The following is a 17,266-nucleotide window of genomic DNA, read 5'->3' on the forward strand; positions in this document are numbered from 1 at the left end:
TTGATGGTTGAAATTACTGCGGCCGAACTGAAGGCCGCCGAAGCTATCTTTGGTGACCGGCTGGATTTGGCCAAGGGCTATGTGGAGCACCTGGCCACGTCCGGGACCGAGCGGGGCCTGATCGGGCCCCGTGAAGTACCGCGGCTGTGGAGCCGGCACGTCCTCAACTGCGCCGTGATCGAGCGGGAAATCGCCCACGGAAGCCACGTGGCCGACGTCGGCAGCGGCGCCGGTCTTCCCGGACTCTGCCTCGCCATTGCGCGCCCGGACCTCGAACTCACTCTGATCGAACCCTTGGAGCGCCGGGTGATCTGGCTCCAGGAAGTGGTCGATGACCTCGGACTGGACAACGTCACCGTCATGCGGACCAGGGCGGAACTGGCCGTGGGCCAGGTAACGGCCGACGTCGTCACAGCCCGCGCCGTGTCAGCCCTTTCAAACCTTGCCGGACTGACCATTCCGCTGCTCGCCGGAAAAGGCGAAGTCGTAGCGATCAAGGGTCGAAGCGCCGGCGAGGAAATCGAGAAGGCGGCTAAAGTCATCCGCAAGCTCGGTGGTGTGGAGACCTCTGTGGTGGTGGTTGGTGAGGACCTCCTGGAGGAACCCACAACCGTAGTCCGAATCGTTGTGAACAAGCCCCGAAAGATTGCGTAGCACCAGCCCAGTGCCGCCGGTCTTATTAGGGAAGAGGTTAGGCTAGTGATCGGCAGTAAACGCCGAATGAGAGTGAGAGTGTCAGAGTGAGCAGTAGCGAAGCCTCCACACAACGGATTCCCCCGTTCGTGTCCCTGGGGTCAGCACGTGCCTTCGGGGTGCCGGCTGTCGCTCACAATGTCCCCGCTAAGCAAACTCTTGCGGTTGCAGACTCACCTTTTGCCAGCGTTTCACGTGAAACTTCCGCTCCCTCGATCGGCAACGTACTGGACTCCATTGATGATTCCAGTCCGATCGCCCGCGAGCTCGCCCACGAGAACAAGCGCCGCGAGCGGCTGTTAGGACGCGAGCTGCCAAAGCCGGAAAAGACCCGCATCTTCACCGTCTCCAACCAGAAGGGCGGGGTGGGCAAGACCACCACTACCGTTAACATCGCTGCCGCCTTGGCCGCCGCCGGGCTCAACGTCCTGGTCATCGATATTGACCCTCAGGGCAATGCGTCCACCGCGCTGGGCATTGAGCACCACGCGGACGTCGACAGCATTTACGACGTCCTGATCAACGATGTGCCGTTGCAGGACGTTGTGGCTCCCTGCCCCGACATCGCCAAACTGATCTGCGCCCCCGCCACGATCCACCTCGCCGGCGCCGAGATCGAACTCGTCAGCCTCGTGGCCCGCGAGCAGCGCCTCCGGCGCGCGATCGATGTCTACGCCAAGGAACGCGCCAAGAACGGCGAGGAGCGGCTGGACTACATCTTCATCGACTGCCCGCCGAGCCTGGGACTCCTAACCGTCAACGCTTTCTGCGCGGCCGGTGAAGTCCTGATCCCGATCCAGTGCGAGTACTACGCACTGGAGGGCCTGAGCCAGCTGCTCAAGAACATCGAGATGATCCAGAAGCACCTCAACGCGGATCTGGTGGTCTCGACTATCCTGCTGACGATGTATGACGGGCGCACCAACCTTGCGGCTCAGGTGGCGGCCGAGGTACGCGAACACTTCCCGGAGCAGGTTCTTGGAGCTGTAGTTCCACGCTCGGTGCGCATTTCGGAGGCGCCGAGCTACCAGCAGACCGTGATGACCTACGACCCTTCCTCCAGCGGCGCTCTATCCTATTTGGAAGCCGCAGCGGAAATTGCTGAACGTTAGAATCTTCTCAACAATTGCACTAGCCAGAGCCGGAGTATGCCGGGCTCTTCCACTGGAGGGATTTATCCATGAGCGATAAGCGACGCGGCCTTGGCCGTGGACTTGGCGCGCTGATTCCAAGTTCCGCCTCGGCCAACGCCTCCGGGAACGGTTCCGCCCCGTCCCGGCCCGTGGATCTGTTTTTCCCCGAAGCCAAGAAGCGAACCCCGGACACTGCGGCGGCCGATGAGACCACTGCAGCTGATGCACTGGATGCGAAGACGACGGCGTCTTCCGCAGCCAGTGATTCAGTAGGGTCTGATGCCCAAGCGAAGGCGCCTGCTTCTAAGCCGGCGGCGAAGGACGCCGAAGCCGCGGCTTCGACATCGGATGAAGCTGCGCGTCCTGCCGCCAAGAAAGCACCGGCCCGGAAACCTGCCGCGGCCAAGACCGATGCCCCGGTCGCTGCGCGAGAGACCACCGAACCGGCCGCCGCGACCTACGGCGACAGTGACGACAACGGCGTGGACCTCGTCGACGTCCCCGGCGTCCGTTTTGCCGAAATCCCTGTCTCGCACATCCACCCCAACCGCAAACAGCCCCGTTCGGTCTTCGATGAGGACGACATGGCGGAGCTCGTGCACTCTGTTCGCGAAATTGGCGTGCTCCAGCCAATTGTGGTTCGTACCTCAACCGAAGAAGGTGGCGAACCCTATGAACTCGTCATGGGTGAGCGGCGCTGGCGGGCAGTTCAGGCCGCCGGACTGGACACCATCCCGGCAATCGTCCGCGACACGACCGACGACGACCTGCTGCGGGATGCTTTGCTGGAGAACCTCCACCGCAGCCAGCTGAACCCGCTCGAAGAAGCAGCGGCTTACCAGCAGCTGCTGGAAGACTTCGGTACCACGCATGAACAGCTCGCCGACCGGATCGGGCGATCCAGGCCTCAGGTGTCCAACACGCTTCGACTGTTGAAGCTGCCGCCGCTGGTACAGCGCCGGGTTGGTGCTGGCGTCATCTCGGCAGGACATGCCCGGGCCCTTCTTGCGCTTCCGGACGCTGCCGCCATGGAGCGCCTTGCGCAGAAGATTGTGGCCGAAGGTATGTCGGTCCGGGCCACTGAAGAGGCTGTGACGCTGTACCAGAGCCCTGCGGCCGCGACGAAGAATAACATTCCCCGCCCCGGGGCACGCCACGAACGCCTCGACTACCTGGCCTCCTCGTTGTCAGACCGTCTGGACACCAACGTCAAGATCTCCCTCGGCGCCCGCAAGGGGCGCGTCAGCATCGAATTCGCGAGCGTTGAGGACCTCAACCGGATCATGGACGTACTGACTCCCGGTAACCCAAGCTAGATCCTAGGTTTTACTCAAGGCAGGCCCCGTTTCACGTGAAACGGGGCCTGTTTTTTGTCGTGACTGACTCGTAGCTGCCGGCCAAACCATATTGAAGCTGATGTACTTTCGTTCTTGAGCCATGCCGGGGCATTCTGGGGCCGGCGAACCTAGGCTTACCGGACACCGCTTTTGGAGTCCCTTTGAGGCGCCTGTGTGGCGGTAACTGTGTGGCCGTACCCGGCGCCCCTTTGCCGATGCCTGGAATTCGCGGTCATGGTCGGCGCAGATGGTGTATGTGTGGCCAGGGAGCTTCGGACGACACCCAGCGTCGCTCCTAGACCGGCCCAATGGGCGACCCCAAACGGGCGCGAATTGAACGGCCGGAGGCGTCCGGGGGGGGCTGGAGCTGTTTGGCTGGGGTCCCCTACTGCAGCCGGAGGTCCGTAACGTTCGGTGTTACCCGCTGAATGCCTGGTCCGCAGGCGGGATCCAGGCTGATCGTTGGATGATTAGGCGCCCGCAACGTCAATTCAGGGGCTGGTTTCACGTGAAACATCATTCTCGCTTTGTCGGCGTAACCTCATTCGCACTCTTTGCGCTAGCGGTGCACGGCCCCGCAGGTGACTCAGTAGGCGGGGCACTCTCCCGGTCGGTGCAGTCCAACTCCGGTGCCGAGCACAACGATGGGCTCAGGGATGTACGAGATCTGGAGGCACGTTGGGGCGCACAAGATCCGGCCCGTGGACCATTCAGAATTCTCACGAGGGCAGTTTATTGCGCAAAATCCGGCGCACTCACCTACCGCGAAGATGCACTTCCTGTGTGGAATGGCCGTCGACGTGGGGAACCGCCTGCCGAGCCATGCGTGCTGTGCACCTACGCAGCGTGTTCTTCGATTGCACAGCGACCGCGGGTACCAATGGCGAACAGTGGGAATGTTTCACGTGAAACCGAGCGGTTCCCGGCCGCATCCGGCTTTGACGATACCGGGTCCTTGTTGCCCAGAGAGCGCATGAGTCCGCAAAAGGTAAGTTAGCGGTTGTGGTCGACGGAAACTGAGGCTGTCTCCGGTTCGGTGCACCTTGCTCGGTGCACGTGATCTGGACCGTGAAACTCCGCTCTTCGCGAGGGTCGAAGGGGTGCCTGGTGTGCTGAACCTTGCGGGACACACAGTGGAGAGAGAAAGTCTGACGCCACCCCGTGGTCTGGCAGGGGGCGTGTAGGGCCCGAGGCAGCAGCTCCCGTGTGGGCGGACGAAATACCTCCTGCGTCGCCAGCCAAGCCTCCGGAGACGGCAGCAAAGGCACCCCTGGGCGCCGGCATAGCGGCCTGTGCAGCGGCGAGTCCCTTTACTCCCAGCGAACGTGCCCAGGGCGGCTTACTGGCGTGTCACAGGAACTCGGGGGCGACTATGTCAGTTGTCCCCGGCAAGCGGACCGGACCGGTGACAGGACAGCCAGATACTGCGGGCGCTGATATTGCAAACGGTCCCCCGTAAACGGGACAAAACGCCGGACAGACAAGGCCTGGTCTCTCGAGTCTGGCTAAGCCAGAAGTTCGCGGCAATTCGTACAAGGCGGTGAACGGACAGCACGGCTTCAGAAATCGACGGGACCGTACGGCGTGCGGTCAGCACCACCTGGCCACGGGCCAGGATCGCCGGGTGCCCGTGGCTGCTCGCTATGGCTCCCAGCCGCGGTTCCGTATCTTCACCACGTGTCCCGTCCAGTCCGTAGACGACAACTTGCATGGATGGTCATGAACGTATCAACACGGACTACGCGGGCCATGCAGCGTCACTCCCCTGCGGGATCTTCCCGCGGACGCCCGAGGCTCGACCCACGTCCAATGCGAGCCGTCGAGACTTCCCGATCCGTGACAGAATTTGATGCGGAGTCGGTTGACCGCGAACGAAGTCGCTACACTGCAGCGGCCGGGCTCCATCCACTCCGGGGTGCCGCTACTGACCCACCACTCTCAGCCGGCAGCCCAGCCGGCTGCCTCCCTGCGGGTCCAGTGAGTAAGTTGAACCAGCCCACCAGGGCTTTGCCCAGGTTGTGGCAAACAAGGTTCATCGCAGCTGAGGTGCAGTCTTGGAACGCTAGGCGTCTGTCCCGACTGTCGATCTCCAATCCTTTGGTACGTGGATACAGCGGTGGATATCGCTGTGGATAACTTTGTGGATTACCAAGCGGCCTCGTGGGTTGGGTTCCGGATCGAGTGTCGCGGCCGGCGGCCTCGACGAACGCCCGTATGCCCGCAGTACGAGATGCCCGGCGATGTTTCACGTGAAACGTGATCGTATCCACTCCCCAGCCAACCAGAACATTGACTTTCGCCGCGGAAATCTACATCACTGGGTTAATTTCCGAATCTTTCATCTTGGATGTGTGCCATTGCCTCCACCTCCGGCGCCGTCCAATCATCCGCGAGGTCGCCCACGGCTACAGTGATTGTGAACGCTTGGTGGAGAGATCGTCAAAACTGAAGTGGGACTACCTGTGGATAGAGCTGTGCGTAATATCTCAGCTGCCTGTGGAAAACTATGTGCATAAGTTCTGTGGAGAAGAGTCCATCGCGAGCCGACGTGGACCAGTCCACTCGGTATGGCGTCGGCCTACTGAGCCGGTTTCGCAGTCCCACCTGGCCCCGTGAAGCGCGTCGCCCCCACCGAAGGGAGATGGGTGGGCGGTGCGGTCGCGGTCCTGGGACCTCACCGCGGGGACACCTGCGGCATGCCTCGATATCCATGGTGGCGAAATTTGCACTCCCCGACCTTCAAACCCTGTTGCCGTACTTCGCGAACCACATCGAGGAATTCGGGCCAACGCCCTCCCAGCACCGGAGGTCACCCGGCACGCGCGTGATCCACTGCGGCGCTGATGGGGGCATCCGTCCCGCCTACCGCGCTGCAAATGGTCACTGGCTTGTGGGCAGGGGCAAGCCGGGCGCCGGCAACCCAAGCGAACGAGGCGTGGGAACAGACCCGCTCAAGTCAGCGCAGTGTCGGCACGCCAGGATCCCACCGACGGCATAGCGGACTGTACCTGGGCAGATGGAGCTCGGTGTAACTGGCCAGTCCCTCACGGTCCTATGGCGATCGTGTCGGCTGACGGGATGTTCGTGGATGCACGGGTACCTGGGGTGGCATGGCCGGGGCCGGCTTGCCCGACTGTGGTCACCCAAGGGACCTTCTGCCGATCCCTGTCCGCGGCACCGGTGTTTGTCGGAAAGTGATCGACTACTAGAGGCCCACGTCGCCGGGGGTGGTGAATGTTCTGCAGAGGATTATCGGACTGAGTGAGCGACACGCCACTGTCCTTGCAGGCAGAAGTGCTGTGGCTCAGTGCAGTGGGTTGCCCTGGGTGAATACGTGGCTTAGTTGTGAAGGAGTGGATGGGTAGGTCCGCCCATGCGCCCGCAGTGCTGGTGCATGAGCGTGTGCCTGCCGGCCGAGAGATGGTCAGCCCTCATCCGCCGTGGCGTTGTGCCGCTGGCCCCTTGGCCGACGGAGGCGAACTGATGGCATATCACGTACCCCCCTCTTCGCTGCGGTGGGCTCACTGCGTTGCCCGGTGAATGCCTAGTCGTGACTTTGCGCGGATCAGAAACGGAAGCCCAGTAGTGGGATTCGGCAACGGGCGACGGGCGGCGAGGCCTTGGGAATGGGCGATGAGTTCCGGCAACTATCTGGCGACGACATGCCTCCCGCTGCCGTTTCACGTGAAACATCCATGTCTGGGCGGCTGCGACTTCTCTGGGCTGTGGATCAGCGCGGGCTGTGGTCCTGGGACTCGTGCCGCCTTATAGATATGGACGTGGCCTGCCAAGGGTCATTGCGGCGCGCGATTGCCGCTCTGCAGGAGGGACTCGCCGACGGACAGCGATGCCACCGCGTGCGGTGTGAAGCCTATCGGGATCCAGGGGATGCAGCGGGTCATGCCGGCGTGTTTGGGCCATTTGAAGGTCAAAACTGCCCCCTGAGCACACTATTCGAGACTTGACTATCGTTAGTCGCTTTAGGTGCGGCAGCTCGGCAGCCTGCCGACATGGCAGCTGTGCATTGCAGTACCAGGACCACGCTGGAGCCTCGAGGGATGTTTCACGTGAAACCGCCCAGCTTGTCACAAAACGTTCGCGCCGAGCGTCGCACAAAGGGGCCCGACTGCTGGCGTCGCGGACGGCCGGCGCATGCGTGGCTATCGCTATTGCGCACCCGTTTCAGGCACCGTCACCCGCAGTACGCTGCAATCTTGCTGATTCAGCCAAACTGATCACAGGACAGTCCCCCGCCGCGGAAACCTGCACCGCTTCACGCGAATCGACCTAGGAATCTGTAGTTCAACCCGACGATTGGCACTACGCACCGATCCGCCCTTTTCAATTCGTCCTGGACATTCAGCGGACCGTGCAGAAGGCGCCTGCGATCTGGTTTCACGTGAAACGCTGTGAGGATCCTGTTTCACGTGAAACGTTCTTCGCTCGCCTGCTGGCGTCAGCGGAAACTCCATGAGTTCGGCTGAACTACGGCGGAATTGGGGCGAGGGTATATGTATAGGCGAGGAGTTGGACTGAGTGCGATGCTCCTTCCACGCTCTTCTCCCGGCTACCTAAAGACGTGGCCAGGTTTGCGGCCCCGTGGACTCGAAGGTCGCGCGGTCCGTGTTCCACGTGAAACTAATCCCCCTTGGGGGTCGCATGGAATCCTTCTCGTCTACTCACTGCACGGGCTCCACCACGAGCGTTTCTGATCCGGCATTCCGGCTTGGCTAGCGGGTTCGGAGTTACTCAGGACCGGGCGAGTATGACCAGGAGGCCCGCAATACTTGAGTACAGAATCCAGGACCGCTACGAAAGCGGAGCCACCGGGATCATACAAAAAACATTGTGCGCCGTGCCCAGAATCCCCAGGTGTCCGCCTCGAGAGGTGGGGTGCGCCTGCTTGCCCTCCCCCCGCATCGGGTGCGCAGACCCCGGGGCAAAAGAAATGGCGGCTCCCTCACAATGAGAGAGCCGCCACGCAGGCAGACCCTGCTAGCGGGCCGCCCGGACAACCGTTGCCCGGTTAGGACAGGACGTCCGCGAATTCCTTTTCGAAGAACTGCTTGGGCCTAGCACCGATGACGGTGCTCTTCACTTCCCCGCCCTGGAACAGGTAGACCGCCGGGATGGACGTGATGCCATATTCCGCAGCGATGGCCGGGTTGTCGTCGACATTCACCTTGACGACGTTGACCTTCTCGGCGTATTCGACCGAGATCTCGTCCAGGATGGGACCGAGCTTGCGGCAGGGGCCGCACCATTCAGCCCAGAAGTCCACGATGACCGGCTTGTCGGCTCCCAGCACGTCGGTGCTGAAGCTGGCGTCAGTTACGTCTTTAGCGTTGCTCATAACCTTGTCTTTCTCTTGGGTTGCTTGCCGCGCGCTGATTAGGCGTGGAGGTCTGCGAGGTAGTGCTCGACGTCGAGGGCGGCAATGCAGCCGGACCCCGAGGCGGTGATGGCCTGGCGGTACGTCGGGTCGATCACGTCGCCGGCGGCGAAGACGCCCTTGACGCTGGTCTTGGAGGTCCGACCATCGACGGCGATCGTGCCTTCCGGCGAGAGCTCCAGCTTGCCCTTCACCAGGTCGGTGCGGGGATCGTTGCCGATCGCCACAAAGACGCCGGTGACAGCGAGTTCGGTTTCGGTGCCGTCAACAAGGTTCTTCAACCGGAGGCCGGTGACCTTGTCTCCGCCGAGAACGTCCTCCACCCCGCTGTTCCAGATGAAGTTGATCTTTTCGTGCGCCAGGGCACGGTCGGCCATGATCTTGGAGGCGCGCAGGGTGTCGCGGCGGTGGACCACCGTGACGGACTTCGCGAACTTGGTGAGGAACAGTGCCTCTTCCATGGCGGAGTCGCCGCCGCCGATGACGGCGATGTCCTGGTCCTTGAAAAAGAAACCGTCGCAGGTTGCGCACCAGCTCACGCCGTGTCCCGAGAGGCGCTTCTCGTTGGGCAGTCCGAGTTCGCGGTAGGCCGATCCGGTCGACAGGATGATGGAGCGCGCCTGGAAGGTCTCCCCCGTCGCGATGGTGACGGTCTTGATGTCGCCGTCGAGGTCCAGTTCGGTAACGTCCTCAAACTGGATTTCAGTGCCGAAGCGTTCGGCCTGCTTCTCGAAGTTTTCCATCAGGTCCGGGCCCATGATGCCGTCCGGGAAGCCCGGGTAGTTCTCGACGTCGGTGGTGTTCATCAGCTCGCCGCCAGCGGTAACCGAACCGGCCAGGAGCAGCGGCTTCAGGTTGGCGCGTGCCGTGTACACCGCGGCGGTGTAGCCTGCGGGGCCCGAGCCGACGATGATGACATCACGTACTTCGGACGCGGTGTTTTCTGCGTTGCTCACTGAACGGTGAACCTCTTCCTTTGTCGATGCGCCCGCCTGCGTGGCCGGCCACATGGCACAACTACCGTGGGGATGCGAATATTCCGCCCGCGCCGTGAACGGCGAGGGTATGCACAACTACTCAGGCTACCGGTGGGAACGAGAAAACGGGGACCGTCCTGCGAGGGTTACGGGCGCCGGCTACTGGACCTTGATCTCGGCCAGGCGCAAACCGAAGCCGTAACGGGTCTTGGGCGCGGCCAGCTTGGGCAGGCTCTTGATGGAGACGATTACGTACTGCGCCGTGACGGGTTCCGGCAGCGGCAGGGTCAGCTCCGGCGAGGTGAAGCTATTGCTGCCCACCTGCTTGGCTCCGTCCAGCGAGGGCCGGTCGTTGGTGAAGACGCTGATGTTGCCGCCGGAGGCACCGAGCTGGCTCAGGGTCACCGAGGAGATCTGCGCGGGGCCCTTGAGTTTGACGACGAGCGGGACGCCGTCGGGCGCGAAGCCGCCCCAGCTGTCGGTGGCAAATTCCATGTCGGACCAGTAGCTGGCGGCGTTGCCGTCATAGGTCTTGACCAGGTCGCCGTCGTAGGTGGCGGCGAAATCGAAGTTGCCCTGGCGGGTGACGGACTCGATGGCTGGAGGCACGGCCGCCGGCGGCGCACTTTGGCTTGCCGTGGCGGTTCCCGTCTGCGCCGGAGTTCCGGTTGCAGGCGTGGTTTTGGCGGCTTCGGGCGTCCCGCCCTTGAAGAGGCCGCCGAGGTTGGTAACGGCGAAGATCAGGCCGATCACCAGCACGGCAGCGAGCAGGGCGCCGACCAGCCAGCGCATGGAGCGCGGTTCGCGGCGTGGCTCGTCGTCGTTCTCGTCATCGGCGTCGTAGTCGCGGTATTGGTCCTCCGCCGCGCCCTTGCGGGCGAAAGCCGGGAAGCTTCCCGCGGCCCGGCCCGCGCCGGCGCCTTTGGAGCCGGCCGTCTCCATCGAGGTGGTCCGCTGCTCGGGCTCGGCGTAGTCGTAGTTTTCGTCCTCCCACAGGGACACCTTCGGCGTCTCGCCGGCAGGGGCCTTCTGAGCCGCGGGTGCAGCGGGCTGGACGGGGTGGGCCGCCGTTGGTTGCGGCGCCGCATCCTGTGGCGCGGTCTTGGGGGACTTGGCGGCGCTGGCCGCGGCTGCCCCTGCAGCTACACCGGCTGCGCCTGCAACTCCGGCACCACGGGCGCCGGCACCCGCGCCGCGGGCACCTGCCGCCGGAGAGGCCGCGGGCGGGGCCGGAACACGCTGCGGCGGGGCTGAGGGCGTCGCGGGACGCTGTCCTGCCTGCCGCTGCTGGTCTCCGTAGTTGATGTACCCTGCTTCGACTTCCTCGTCGTCGTAGAGTCCGTCGTAGGTCTCGGGTTCCTTGGAACGGGCCTGTCCGAAAATCTCGCTGCCCAGCGTGTCGGTGAAGAACGGTTCCACATACGGCGGGTTTGAACTGACCACCAGGTCCAGGAGGTCGGCGGCCGAGGTGTGGTTCGTGATGAGGTAAGTGGCGGCGTCGCTCACCCCGAGGTCGAGGATCTGGACGTGACCGGGACGTTCTCCGGTCGCCACCTCGCGGGCGCTCTGGGCCACCTGGTCGGCGTTTCCCGGGCCGGCTACGAGAATGCTCACCGGGCGGTTGAGCACCTGGTCCACTCCGTCCAGCACCAGATCCTGGTCATGCGAGGTCAGTACCGTGGCTGTGACCTTGTAGCGGCCGCCAAGTACTGATCCGACATCGATCGGGTGGGACACGGGTTCCTCCTAGACTGTCCGGGAACTGCCGGCCTTGATGACGTCAACAGTCACCGCAGGCCCCCCGGTAAGCCGGTGGACCTCAGGTCTGCAACTCCCCTTGTTAGTCTTCGATCCTAGCCGATACAGTGTCCGCGCCGCGTGATTCCGGTATCCGGAAGCGCGGAAGGGTCATTTTTTCTTCCGCCGGCCGAACGGGAAGTGCGGGTTGTGGCCGGCTTGGCCCTGGTAGGTCCGGCGGCCGGGCAAGGGTATTTCGGACCGGCCCTGGCTGCCCTGGGCGGTGCTGGGAACCTCTTCCTCGGGGAGGTAGCCGCCGTCTGCTCCCCAGCCGCGGCCGTCGTCGTGGAGGTCCGGGCCGGCGCGGAACGAGGCGGCGTCGAATTCGCCGGAGATCCGGGGAATCAGGCCGGTATCGACCGAGGTGGTGGCGCGCTGCGGCGCCGGGCGGGCGGGGGCCGGACCCTCGTGGGCCAACGGCTCGCCGGCGACAGTGTCTTCGGCTTCCGGGCCGGCCGCGGCGGGGGCGCGGCCGAGCCGGCCCAGCAGCGGCTGCAGCAGGTCCTGCAGTTCCGTCACGCGGAGGACCTTGAGCAGGACGAAATAAACGGCGAGCATGACCGGGCCGACGACGACGATCGTCACCAAGGCCGCGGGCCTGCTGCTCCAGGCGAAGCCGTCGGCCCGGTAGCTGCCCATAAGCCAGAGGGCTCCGGCCCCGGCCAGCGCCGAGCCGAGCGCCGCGTAGCCCATCCGGATGTAGGAGCTGGCCACCCGGGGCCCGTCGAGATGCCCGAGCAGCCGGCGCAGGAAGAAGGCGCTGACGATGACCGAGAGGATGTTGCCGGCGGTATAGAGGACGGCGATGGCGAAGATGATCTGGTCGAAGGGAAGGAACTGGATGAAGAAGGCCGCCACGACGTTGACGGCGGCGAGCACCAGCTGGATGAAGAAAGGGGTCCGGGCGTCCTCGTTGGCGTAGAACACCCTGGACATCATGAAGTTGGCGCTCATGAACGGGGTGCTGAGGGCCAGGATGGTGAGCGTCTGGGCGAGCATGACGCCGTCCTGCCGGTTTTCGCCCGAGAAGAACATGCCCAGCGGGCCAGCGAGGGCGAAGAGCGCCAGGGCCCCGAAAACCGTGGCGACCGCCATGGTCCGCAGGCCATGCGACAGCGCCCGCCGCAGCTCGGCCCGGTTGCCGTCCTGGGACGCGCGGGTCATCCGGTTAAACAGGACCGTGGCGAGCGAGAGCGCGATGATCGAGTGCGGGAGCAGGTAAAGCTGGCTGGCCACCTCCAGCACGGCGTTGCCGGGCATGGTCGCCGCCGCGGCGTGCGCGCCGGCGCGTTCGAGCCGGAGGCGTTCGGCGCCGGGGATCGTGGCGATGCGCATGACGTAGAGGAAGGCCAGCTGCCCGACGGCGGCGGTGGCCAGGGTCCAGACGCTCAACTTCGCGGCCTGCCCCAGGCCCACGCCGCGCCAGCCGAAGCGCGGCCGCAGGCCCAGCCGCAGCCGGAAGACCGGAACCAGCAGGATGGCGGTCTGCGCGACGACGCCGATCGTGGAGAACCCCGCGACCAGGAAGGTCTGGAAGGTGCCCCAATTGTCGAGGGTGTGCGGGTTGGCCGCGTTGGAGCCGAGGATCCAGATGAACATGCCCAAACCGGCAATGGCGACGATGTTGTTCATGATGGGTGCCCACATGGCAGGCCCGAAGGCGCCGTTGGCGTTCAGGACCTGGGTGAGCAGGGCGTACAGGCCGTAGAAGAAAATCTGCGGGAGGCACCAGAAGGCAAAGGACACGGCCAGTGACTTCTGCTGCGGTGAGTAGCCCTGGGTGGTCAGTTCGATCACCCAGGGGGCCAGCAGCGTGACCAGCAGCGTCAACGAGAGCAACACCACCACGGCCAGGGTCAGCAGCCGGCTGATGTAGTCCGCGCCGCGGTCCGGTCCCTTGCTGGCTTTGATGATCTGCGGCACCAGGACGGCGTTGAAGACGCCGCCGGCCACCAGCAGGAAGATCAGGTTCGGCAGGTTGTTGGCGTTGATGAAAGTGTCGGTAACCGTGGAGCCGAGACCGAGGGCCGCAGCCAGCATCCAGGTCTTTCCGAAGCCCAGGAAGCGTGAAACCAGCGTTCCGGCGGCCATCACGGCGCTGGAACGAGCCTCTCCGGAACGGGCGGCCTGGGCGGCGGCTGCCCCGGAGGGGGCGGGCTTTTCAGAGGGGGGCTTAGCTGCAGACATTGTCTTCATCGTCTCACCCGGGCGCGCGTTTGTACGCACGCCGGGCGGGCGCCTCAGCGGTGTTCGGGCAGAACTTCCCGGGCGAGGTCCGCGATGCGTCGCTCATTCGGGAAGGACAGTTTGCGGGCCAGTTCGTGGAGCGGAACCCAGGCGACGTCGACGGCCTCCTGGTCCGGATCGTTCTCTATGGTCAGTTCCCCGCCGGTGGACTGCAGGAGATAGTGGTGGACCGTCTTGTGCACGCGGTGTCCGCTGACAGTAAACCAGTAGTCGATGCTGCCCAGCGGCGCCAGGATCTTGCCTTCGATCCCGGTTTCCTCCGCGATCTCGCGGACCGCGGCCTCCTCGTTGCTTTCCTCGCCCTCCGGGTGGCCCTTGGGCAGGCACCATTCGAGGCGTCCGCCGCGGTTGAGGCGGGCGATGATGGCGACCCTCAATTCGGCGTCGGAGGTGTCCACCACAACGCCGCCGGCGGAGACTTCCTCGACGGTCGGCAGCGAAGCCTGTCCCGGGTGCTGCGCGGGCGCGACGTGGGCACCGATTGCCGAAGGCAACGGTGCGTTTGTCCTCCTGCCGGGAGCGCTCGGTACGGGATGGGCCATGAAGTCCACTCTAACGACTCTTGCCCTGACTTGATGACCTAAACATGACGGGAACGTGGCTGGGCGGAAAACCGGCGCGGCGTCCCGGCCGCGTCGCGCCGCGGCCTCCGGCGGATCGTGGACGGCTCCGGTGTGGTGCTGGCCCGGATTTCTGACAAGCTTAAGAGACTATGGCGCACGTACATCACCAGACTGACTCCCACACCGTCGACTTCCAGGTGGACCCGGTGGTCCTTGAACTTGGGCAGCGCTTTGTCGACGCCGGTCATGAGCTGTCCCTGGTGGGAGGCCCGGTGCGTGACCTCTTCCTGGGCCGGGTCTCGCCGGACCTGGACTTCACCACGGACGCGACGCCGGATGAGACGGTGGCGCTGATCAAAAAGTGGGCCGACAACTACTGGGAGATCGGGCGCGCCTTCGGAACGATCGGCATGCGCAAGGCCGGGTTCCAGATCGAGATCACCACCTACCGGGCCGAGGCCTACGATCCGGAGTCGCGTAAGCCGGTGGTGGCGTTCGGTTCATCGCTCACCGACGACCTGCTGCGTCGCGACTTCACGATCAACGCCATGGCCCTGCGGCTGCCGGCGATGGAACTCGTGGACCCTTTCGGCGGCGTGCGGGACCTGCACTCCTCCACGCTCGCCACCCCCGGCTCCCCGGAGGACTCCTTCTCCGATGACCCGCTCCGGATGATGCGCGCCGCCCGCTTTGCGGCCCAACTGGGCGTGACCGTGCACGCGGACGTGCGCCAGGCCATGACGAAAATGGCCGAGCGGATCAAGATCATCTCCGCCGAACGGGTGCGGGACGAGCTCGTCAAGCTCATCTGCGCCCCCCGGCCGCGGACCGGCGTGGACCTGCTGGTCGAGACAGGGCTGGCCGAGTTCGTGCTGCCCGAAGTCTCCGCCCTGCGGCTGGAATCCGATGAACACCACCGCCACAAGGACGTTTACCAGCACTCGCTGCAGGTCCTGGAGCAGGCCGCGGCCCTGGAATCGGAAGTTGACGGGCCCGTGCCCGGCCCGGACTTCGTGTTGCGGTTCGCGGCGCTGATGCACGACGTCGGGAAGCCCGCTACGCGCCGCTTCGAGCCCGGCGGCGCGGTGAGCTTCCGGCACCACGACATGGTCGGGTCCAAACTGACGTCCAAACGGATGAAGGCCCTGCGCTTCGACAACGACACCATCAAGGCCGTGGCCAGGCTGGTGGAGCTGCACATGCGCTTCTACGGCTACGGCGACGCCGGCTGGAGCGATTCCGCCGTCCGCCGCTACGTCACCGACGCCGGACCGCTCCTGGAGCGCCTGCACCGCCTGACCCGTTCGGATGTGACCACCCGCAATCAGCGCAAGGCGGAGCGGCTCGCCTTCGCCTACGATGACCTCGAGGCGCGCATCGCGGCGCTCCGCGAGCAGGAATCCCTCGAAGCCGTCCGGCCGGACCTGGACGGCGGCCGGATCATGGCACTGCTGGGGCTCAAGCCGGGTCCCGTGGTGGGCCGGGCCTACAAGTTCCTGCTTGAGGAACGGATGGAGCACGGCCCGCTCGATCCGGAAGTGGCCGAGGCAAAGCTGCACGAATGGTGGGCGGCGCAGCCGGAAGCCGCCGCCGTCGACGTTTCCCCTACAGAGGAGTCCTAAGTGATTGCATCGTCCGGCGGACCCCGCCCCCAGCTCTGGATCCTGCGCCACGGCGAAACGGAATGGTCCAAGAGCGGGCAATACACCGGCCTCACCGACCTCCCGCTCACCGTGGAAGGGGAGCAGCAGGCCGTCGAAGCGCGGAAGGTGCTCGACGCCGTGGACTTCGATCTGGTCCTGACCTCGCCGCTGCGCCGGGCACGCCGGACGGCGGAGCTGGCGGGGTTCCCCGACGCCCAGCTGGAACCCCTCGCGGTGGAATGGGACTACGGCGAGTACGAAGGCATCAGTTCGGACCTGATCCGCAAGGACAACCCCGACTATCTGATCTGGACGCACGGCGTGCCCAACGGGGAAGCCCTCGACGACGTCGCCGCCCGCGCGGACAAAATCGTGGCCCGGGTGCTCGAATCCGGCCTGGACAACGTGCTCATTGTGGCGCACGGCCATTTCTCCCGGATCCTGACCGCGCGGTGGCTCGGCCTCGACCCCCACGAGGGCCGGCACTTTGTGCTCGGCACCGCGAAAGTGTGCACCCTGGGCTGGGACAAGAAGACCCCCGCCATCGTCCGCTGGGGACTATAAAGTCCGCCGCAAAAAGTTTTTCCTAGAAACCTAATGAATTCTGTGGTCGATGGCTGCATTCATGGTGTATTTTTATTTCTGACCCCAGTGCGACTTGCCAGGGTCATGGCGCGCGTCGCCCGGCCAGTACGCCGGAGCCACGGCAGAACAGAAAAGGAGGTTGGGAAAATGATTACTACTTTGACTCGCGGATGGATGTACACCTTCACCGCCACCCCGGCCTCTGTCGCTACCGCGCGCCCGAAAGTCGGACTTTCCGCCTGCTAAATACCCCGCCCCGGCCATGAGCCGGAGCCGGTAGCTTGCCGGGCCTCTCCTCCGGGGAGGGCTTGGGCGGAACGTCGGACCCAGCGGACCCACGCGGTTGCGCAGTCACCCCATAGTTCGGAACCCAGCTTCTTGTTGGGGCTGCGGCGCACTTCGCGCGGGGGCCATTCATTCACGGTTGTTCTTCACAGCTGTGAATCCACCTAATTAGCGCCGGGCATTTCCGCGCCTAATTCAGAGTCTTTTCCATCAATTTCTGGGGCTCTAATTGGCGTGCCTAAATTCTTTTCCATTTACCCAAAATGAAAGGTCCACCGTGACTATTGCATCAACTTCCGCCACCCGACCCGCCACCCGGCGGACCCGTCTCCACCGAAACCCCCGAGGGGAGGTGACACCCATGCTCCGAAAACTGCACGACGTCTTCGTCTTCAACCCGAGCCAGGCACGCCGCGAGAACACCCAGTTCAACGCCCAGCTGCTGGAACAGCGGCGCGAAGATGTTTTCCTCGCCATGTACCGGCTGGGAATGCTCCGCTGATGCGCCGGCGATTCAGCCCGTCCCTAGCAGGGGAACCTGCCCGGCGAAGGAGGAACTGTTGACAGCCATGGCTACCGATCCGCAAGGAGCCCACGCGGCGACGCGTGGGCTC

At 64.4% G+C, this 17,266-nt stretch carries 11 protein-coding genes; 6 read left to right on the plus strand and 5 right to left on the minus strand.

Annotated features, from left to right (window positions below):
* The first annotated feature begins 3 nt into the window (after positions 1 to 3).
* The 3 genes from rsmG (at position 4) to AC6I9V_RS08435 (ending at position 3,142) form a co-directional block, all read left to right on the plus strand.
* Positions 4 to 654, plus strand: coding sequence for a 16S rRNA (guanine(527)-N(7))-methyltransferase RsmG (gene rsmG / locus AC6I9V_RS08425; RefSeq protein ID WP_497899061.1), 651 nt, complete (start codon positions 4 to 6; stop codon positions 652 to 654).
* 86 nt (positions 655 to 740) lie between these two features.
* Positions 741 to 1,805: a ParA family protein gene (locus AC6I9V_RS08430; RefSeq protein WP_349412678.1), complete on the plus strand. Its 1,065-nt coding sequence runs from the start codon at positions 741 to 743 to the stop codon at positions 1,803 to 1,805.
* 68 nt (positions 1,806 to 1,873) lie between these two features.
* On the plus strand, positions 1,874 to 3,142 hold the full coding sequence (locus tag AC6I9V_RS08435) for a ParB/RepB/Spo0J family partition protein (RefSeq protein WP_497899062.1): 1,269 nt from the start codon (positions 1,874 to 1,876) through the stop codon (positions 3,140 to 3,142).
* A gap of 5,047 nt (positions 3,143 to 8,189) precedes the next feature.
* Here the strand turns inward: AC6I9V_RS08435 and trxA are convergent.
* From trxA to AC6I9V_RS08460, 5 genes are all read right to left on the minus strand, one after another.
* Positions 8,190 to 8,516, minus strand: a complete 327-nt coding sequence (trxA, locus tag AC6I9V_RS08440) for a thioredoxin (protein ID WP_349412681.1) — start codon at positions 8,514 to 8,516, stop codon at positions 8,190 to 8,192.
* Positions 8,517 to 8,554: 38 nt separating this feature from the next.
* Positions 8,555 to 9,511, minus strand: a complete 957-nt coding sequence (gene trxB, locus AC6I9V_RS08445) for a thioredoxin-disulfide reductase (RefSeq protein WP_497899063.1) — start codon at positions 9,509 to 9,511, stop codon at positions 8,555 to 8,557.
* A gap of 180 nt (positions 9,512 to 9,691) precedes the next feature.
* Positions 9,692 to 11,269 carry an ABC transporter substrate-binding protein gene (locus AC6I9V_RS08450; protein WP_497899064.1) on the minus strand — a complete coding sequence of 526 codons (1,578 nt, stop codon included), beginning with the start codon at positions 11,267 to 11,269 and terminating at the stop codon, positions 9,692 to 9,694.
* A 171-nt stretch (positions 11,270 to 11,440) separates the two neighbouring features.
* Positions 11,441 to 13,516, minus strand: a complete 2,076-nt coding sequence (gene murJ / locus AC6I9V_RS08455; protein ID WP_497899065.1) for a murein biosynthesis integral membrane protein MurJ — start codon at positions 13,514 to 13,516, stop codon at positions 11,441 to 11,443.
* A 53-nt stretch (positions 13,517 to 13,569) separates the two neighbouring features.
* The gene (locus tag AC6I9V_RS08460; RefSeq protein ID WP_349412685.1) at positions 13,570 to 14,070 is read right to left on the minus strand and encodes an NUDIX hydrolase; all 501 of its coding nucleotides are present in this window, start codon (positions 14,068 to 14,070) and stop codon (positions 13,570 to 13,572) included.
* Positions 14,071 to 14,288: 218 nt separating this feature from the next.
* Between AC6I9V_RS08460 and AC6I9V_RS08465 the strand changes: the two genes are divergently transcribed.
* The 3 genes from AC6I9V_RS08465 to AC6I9V_RS08475 all read left to right on the plus strand — a co-directional run bounded on the left by AC6I9V_RS08465 (position 14,289) and on the right by AC6I9V_RS08475 (position 17,154).
* Entirely contained in the window at positions 14,289 to 15,761 is a 1,473-nt protein-coding gene (locus AC6I9V_RS08465) for a CCA tRNA nucleotidyltransferase (RefSeq protein WP_497899066.1), read from the plus strand.
* Positions 15,762 to 16,346, plus strand: a complete 585-nt coding sequence (locus tag AC6I9V_RS08470; protein WP_395940440.1) for a histidine phosphatase family protein — start codon at positions 15,762 to 15,764, stop codon at positions 16,344 to 16,346. It abuts the gene before it with no gap.
* 667 nt (positions 16,347 to 17,013) lie between these two features.
* Positions 17,014 to 17,154: a hypothetical protein gene (locus tag AC6I9V_RS08475; RefSeq protein ID WP_349412688.1), complete on the plus strand. Its 141-nt coding sequence runs from the start codon at positions 17,014 to 17,016 to the stop codon at positions 17,152 to 17,154.
* Positions 17,155 to 17,266 lie beyond the last annotated feature (112 nt).

The organism is Arthrobacter sp. SlRoot2-15 (genome assembly GCF_059739345.1).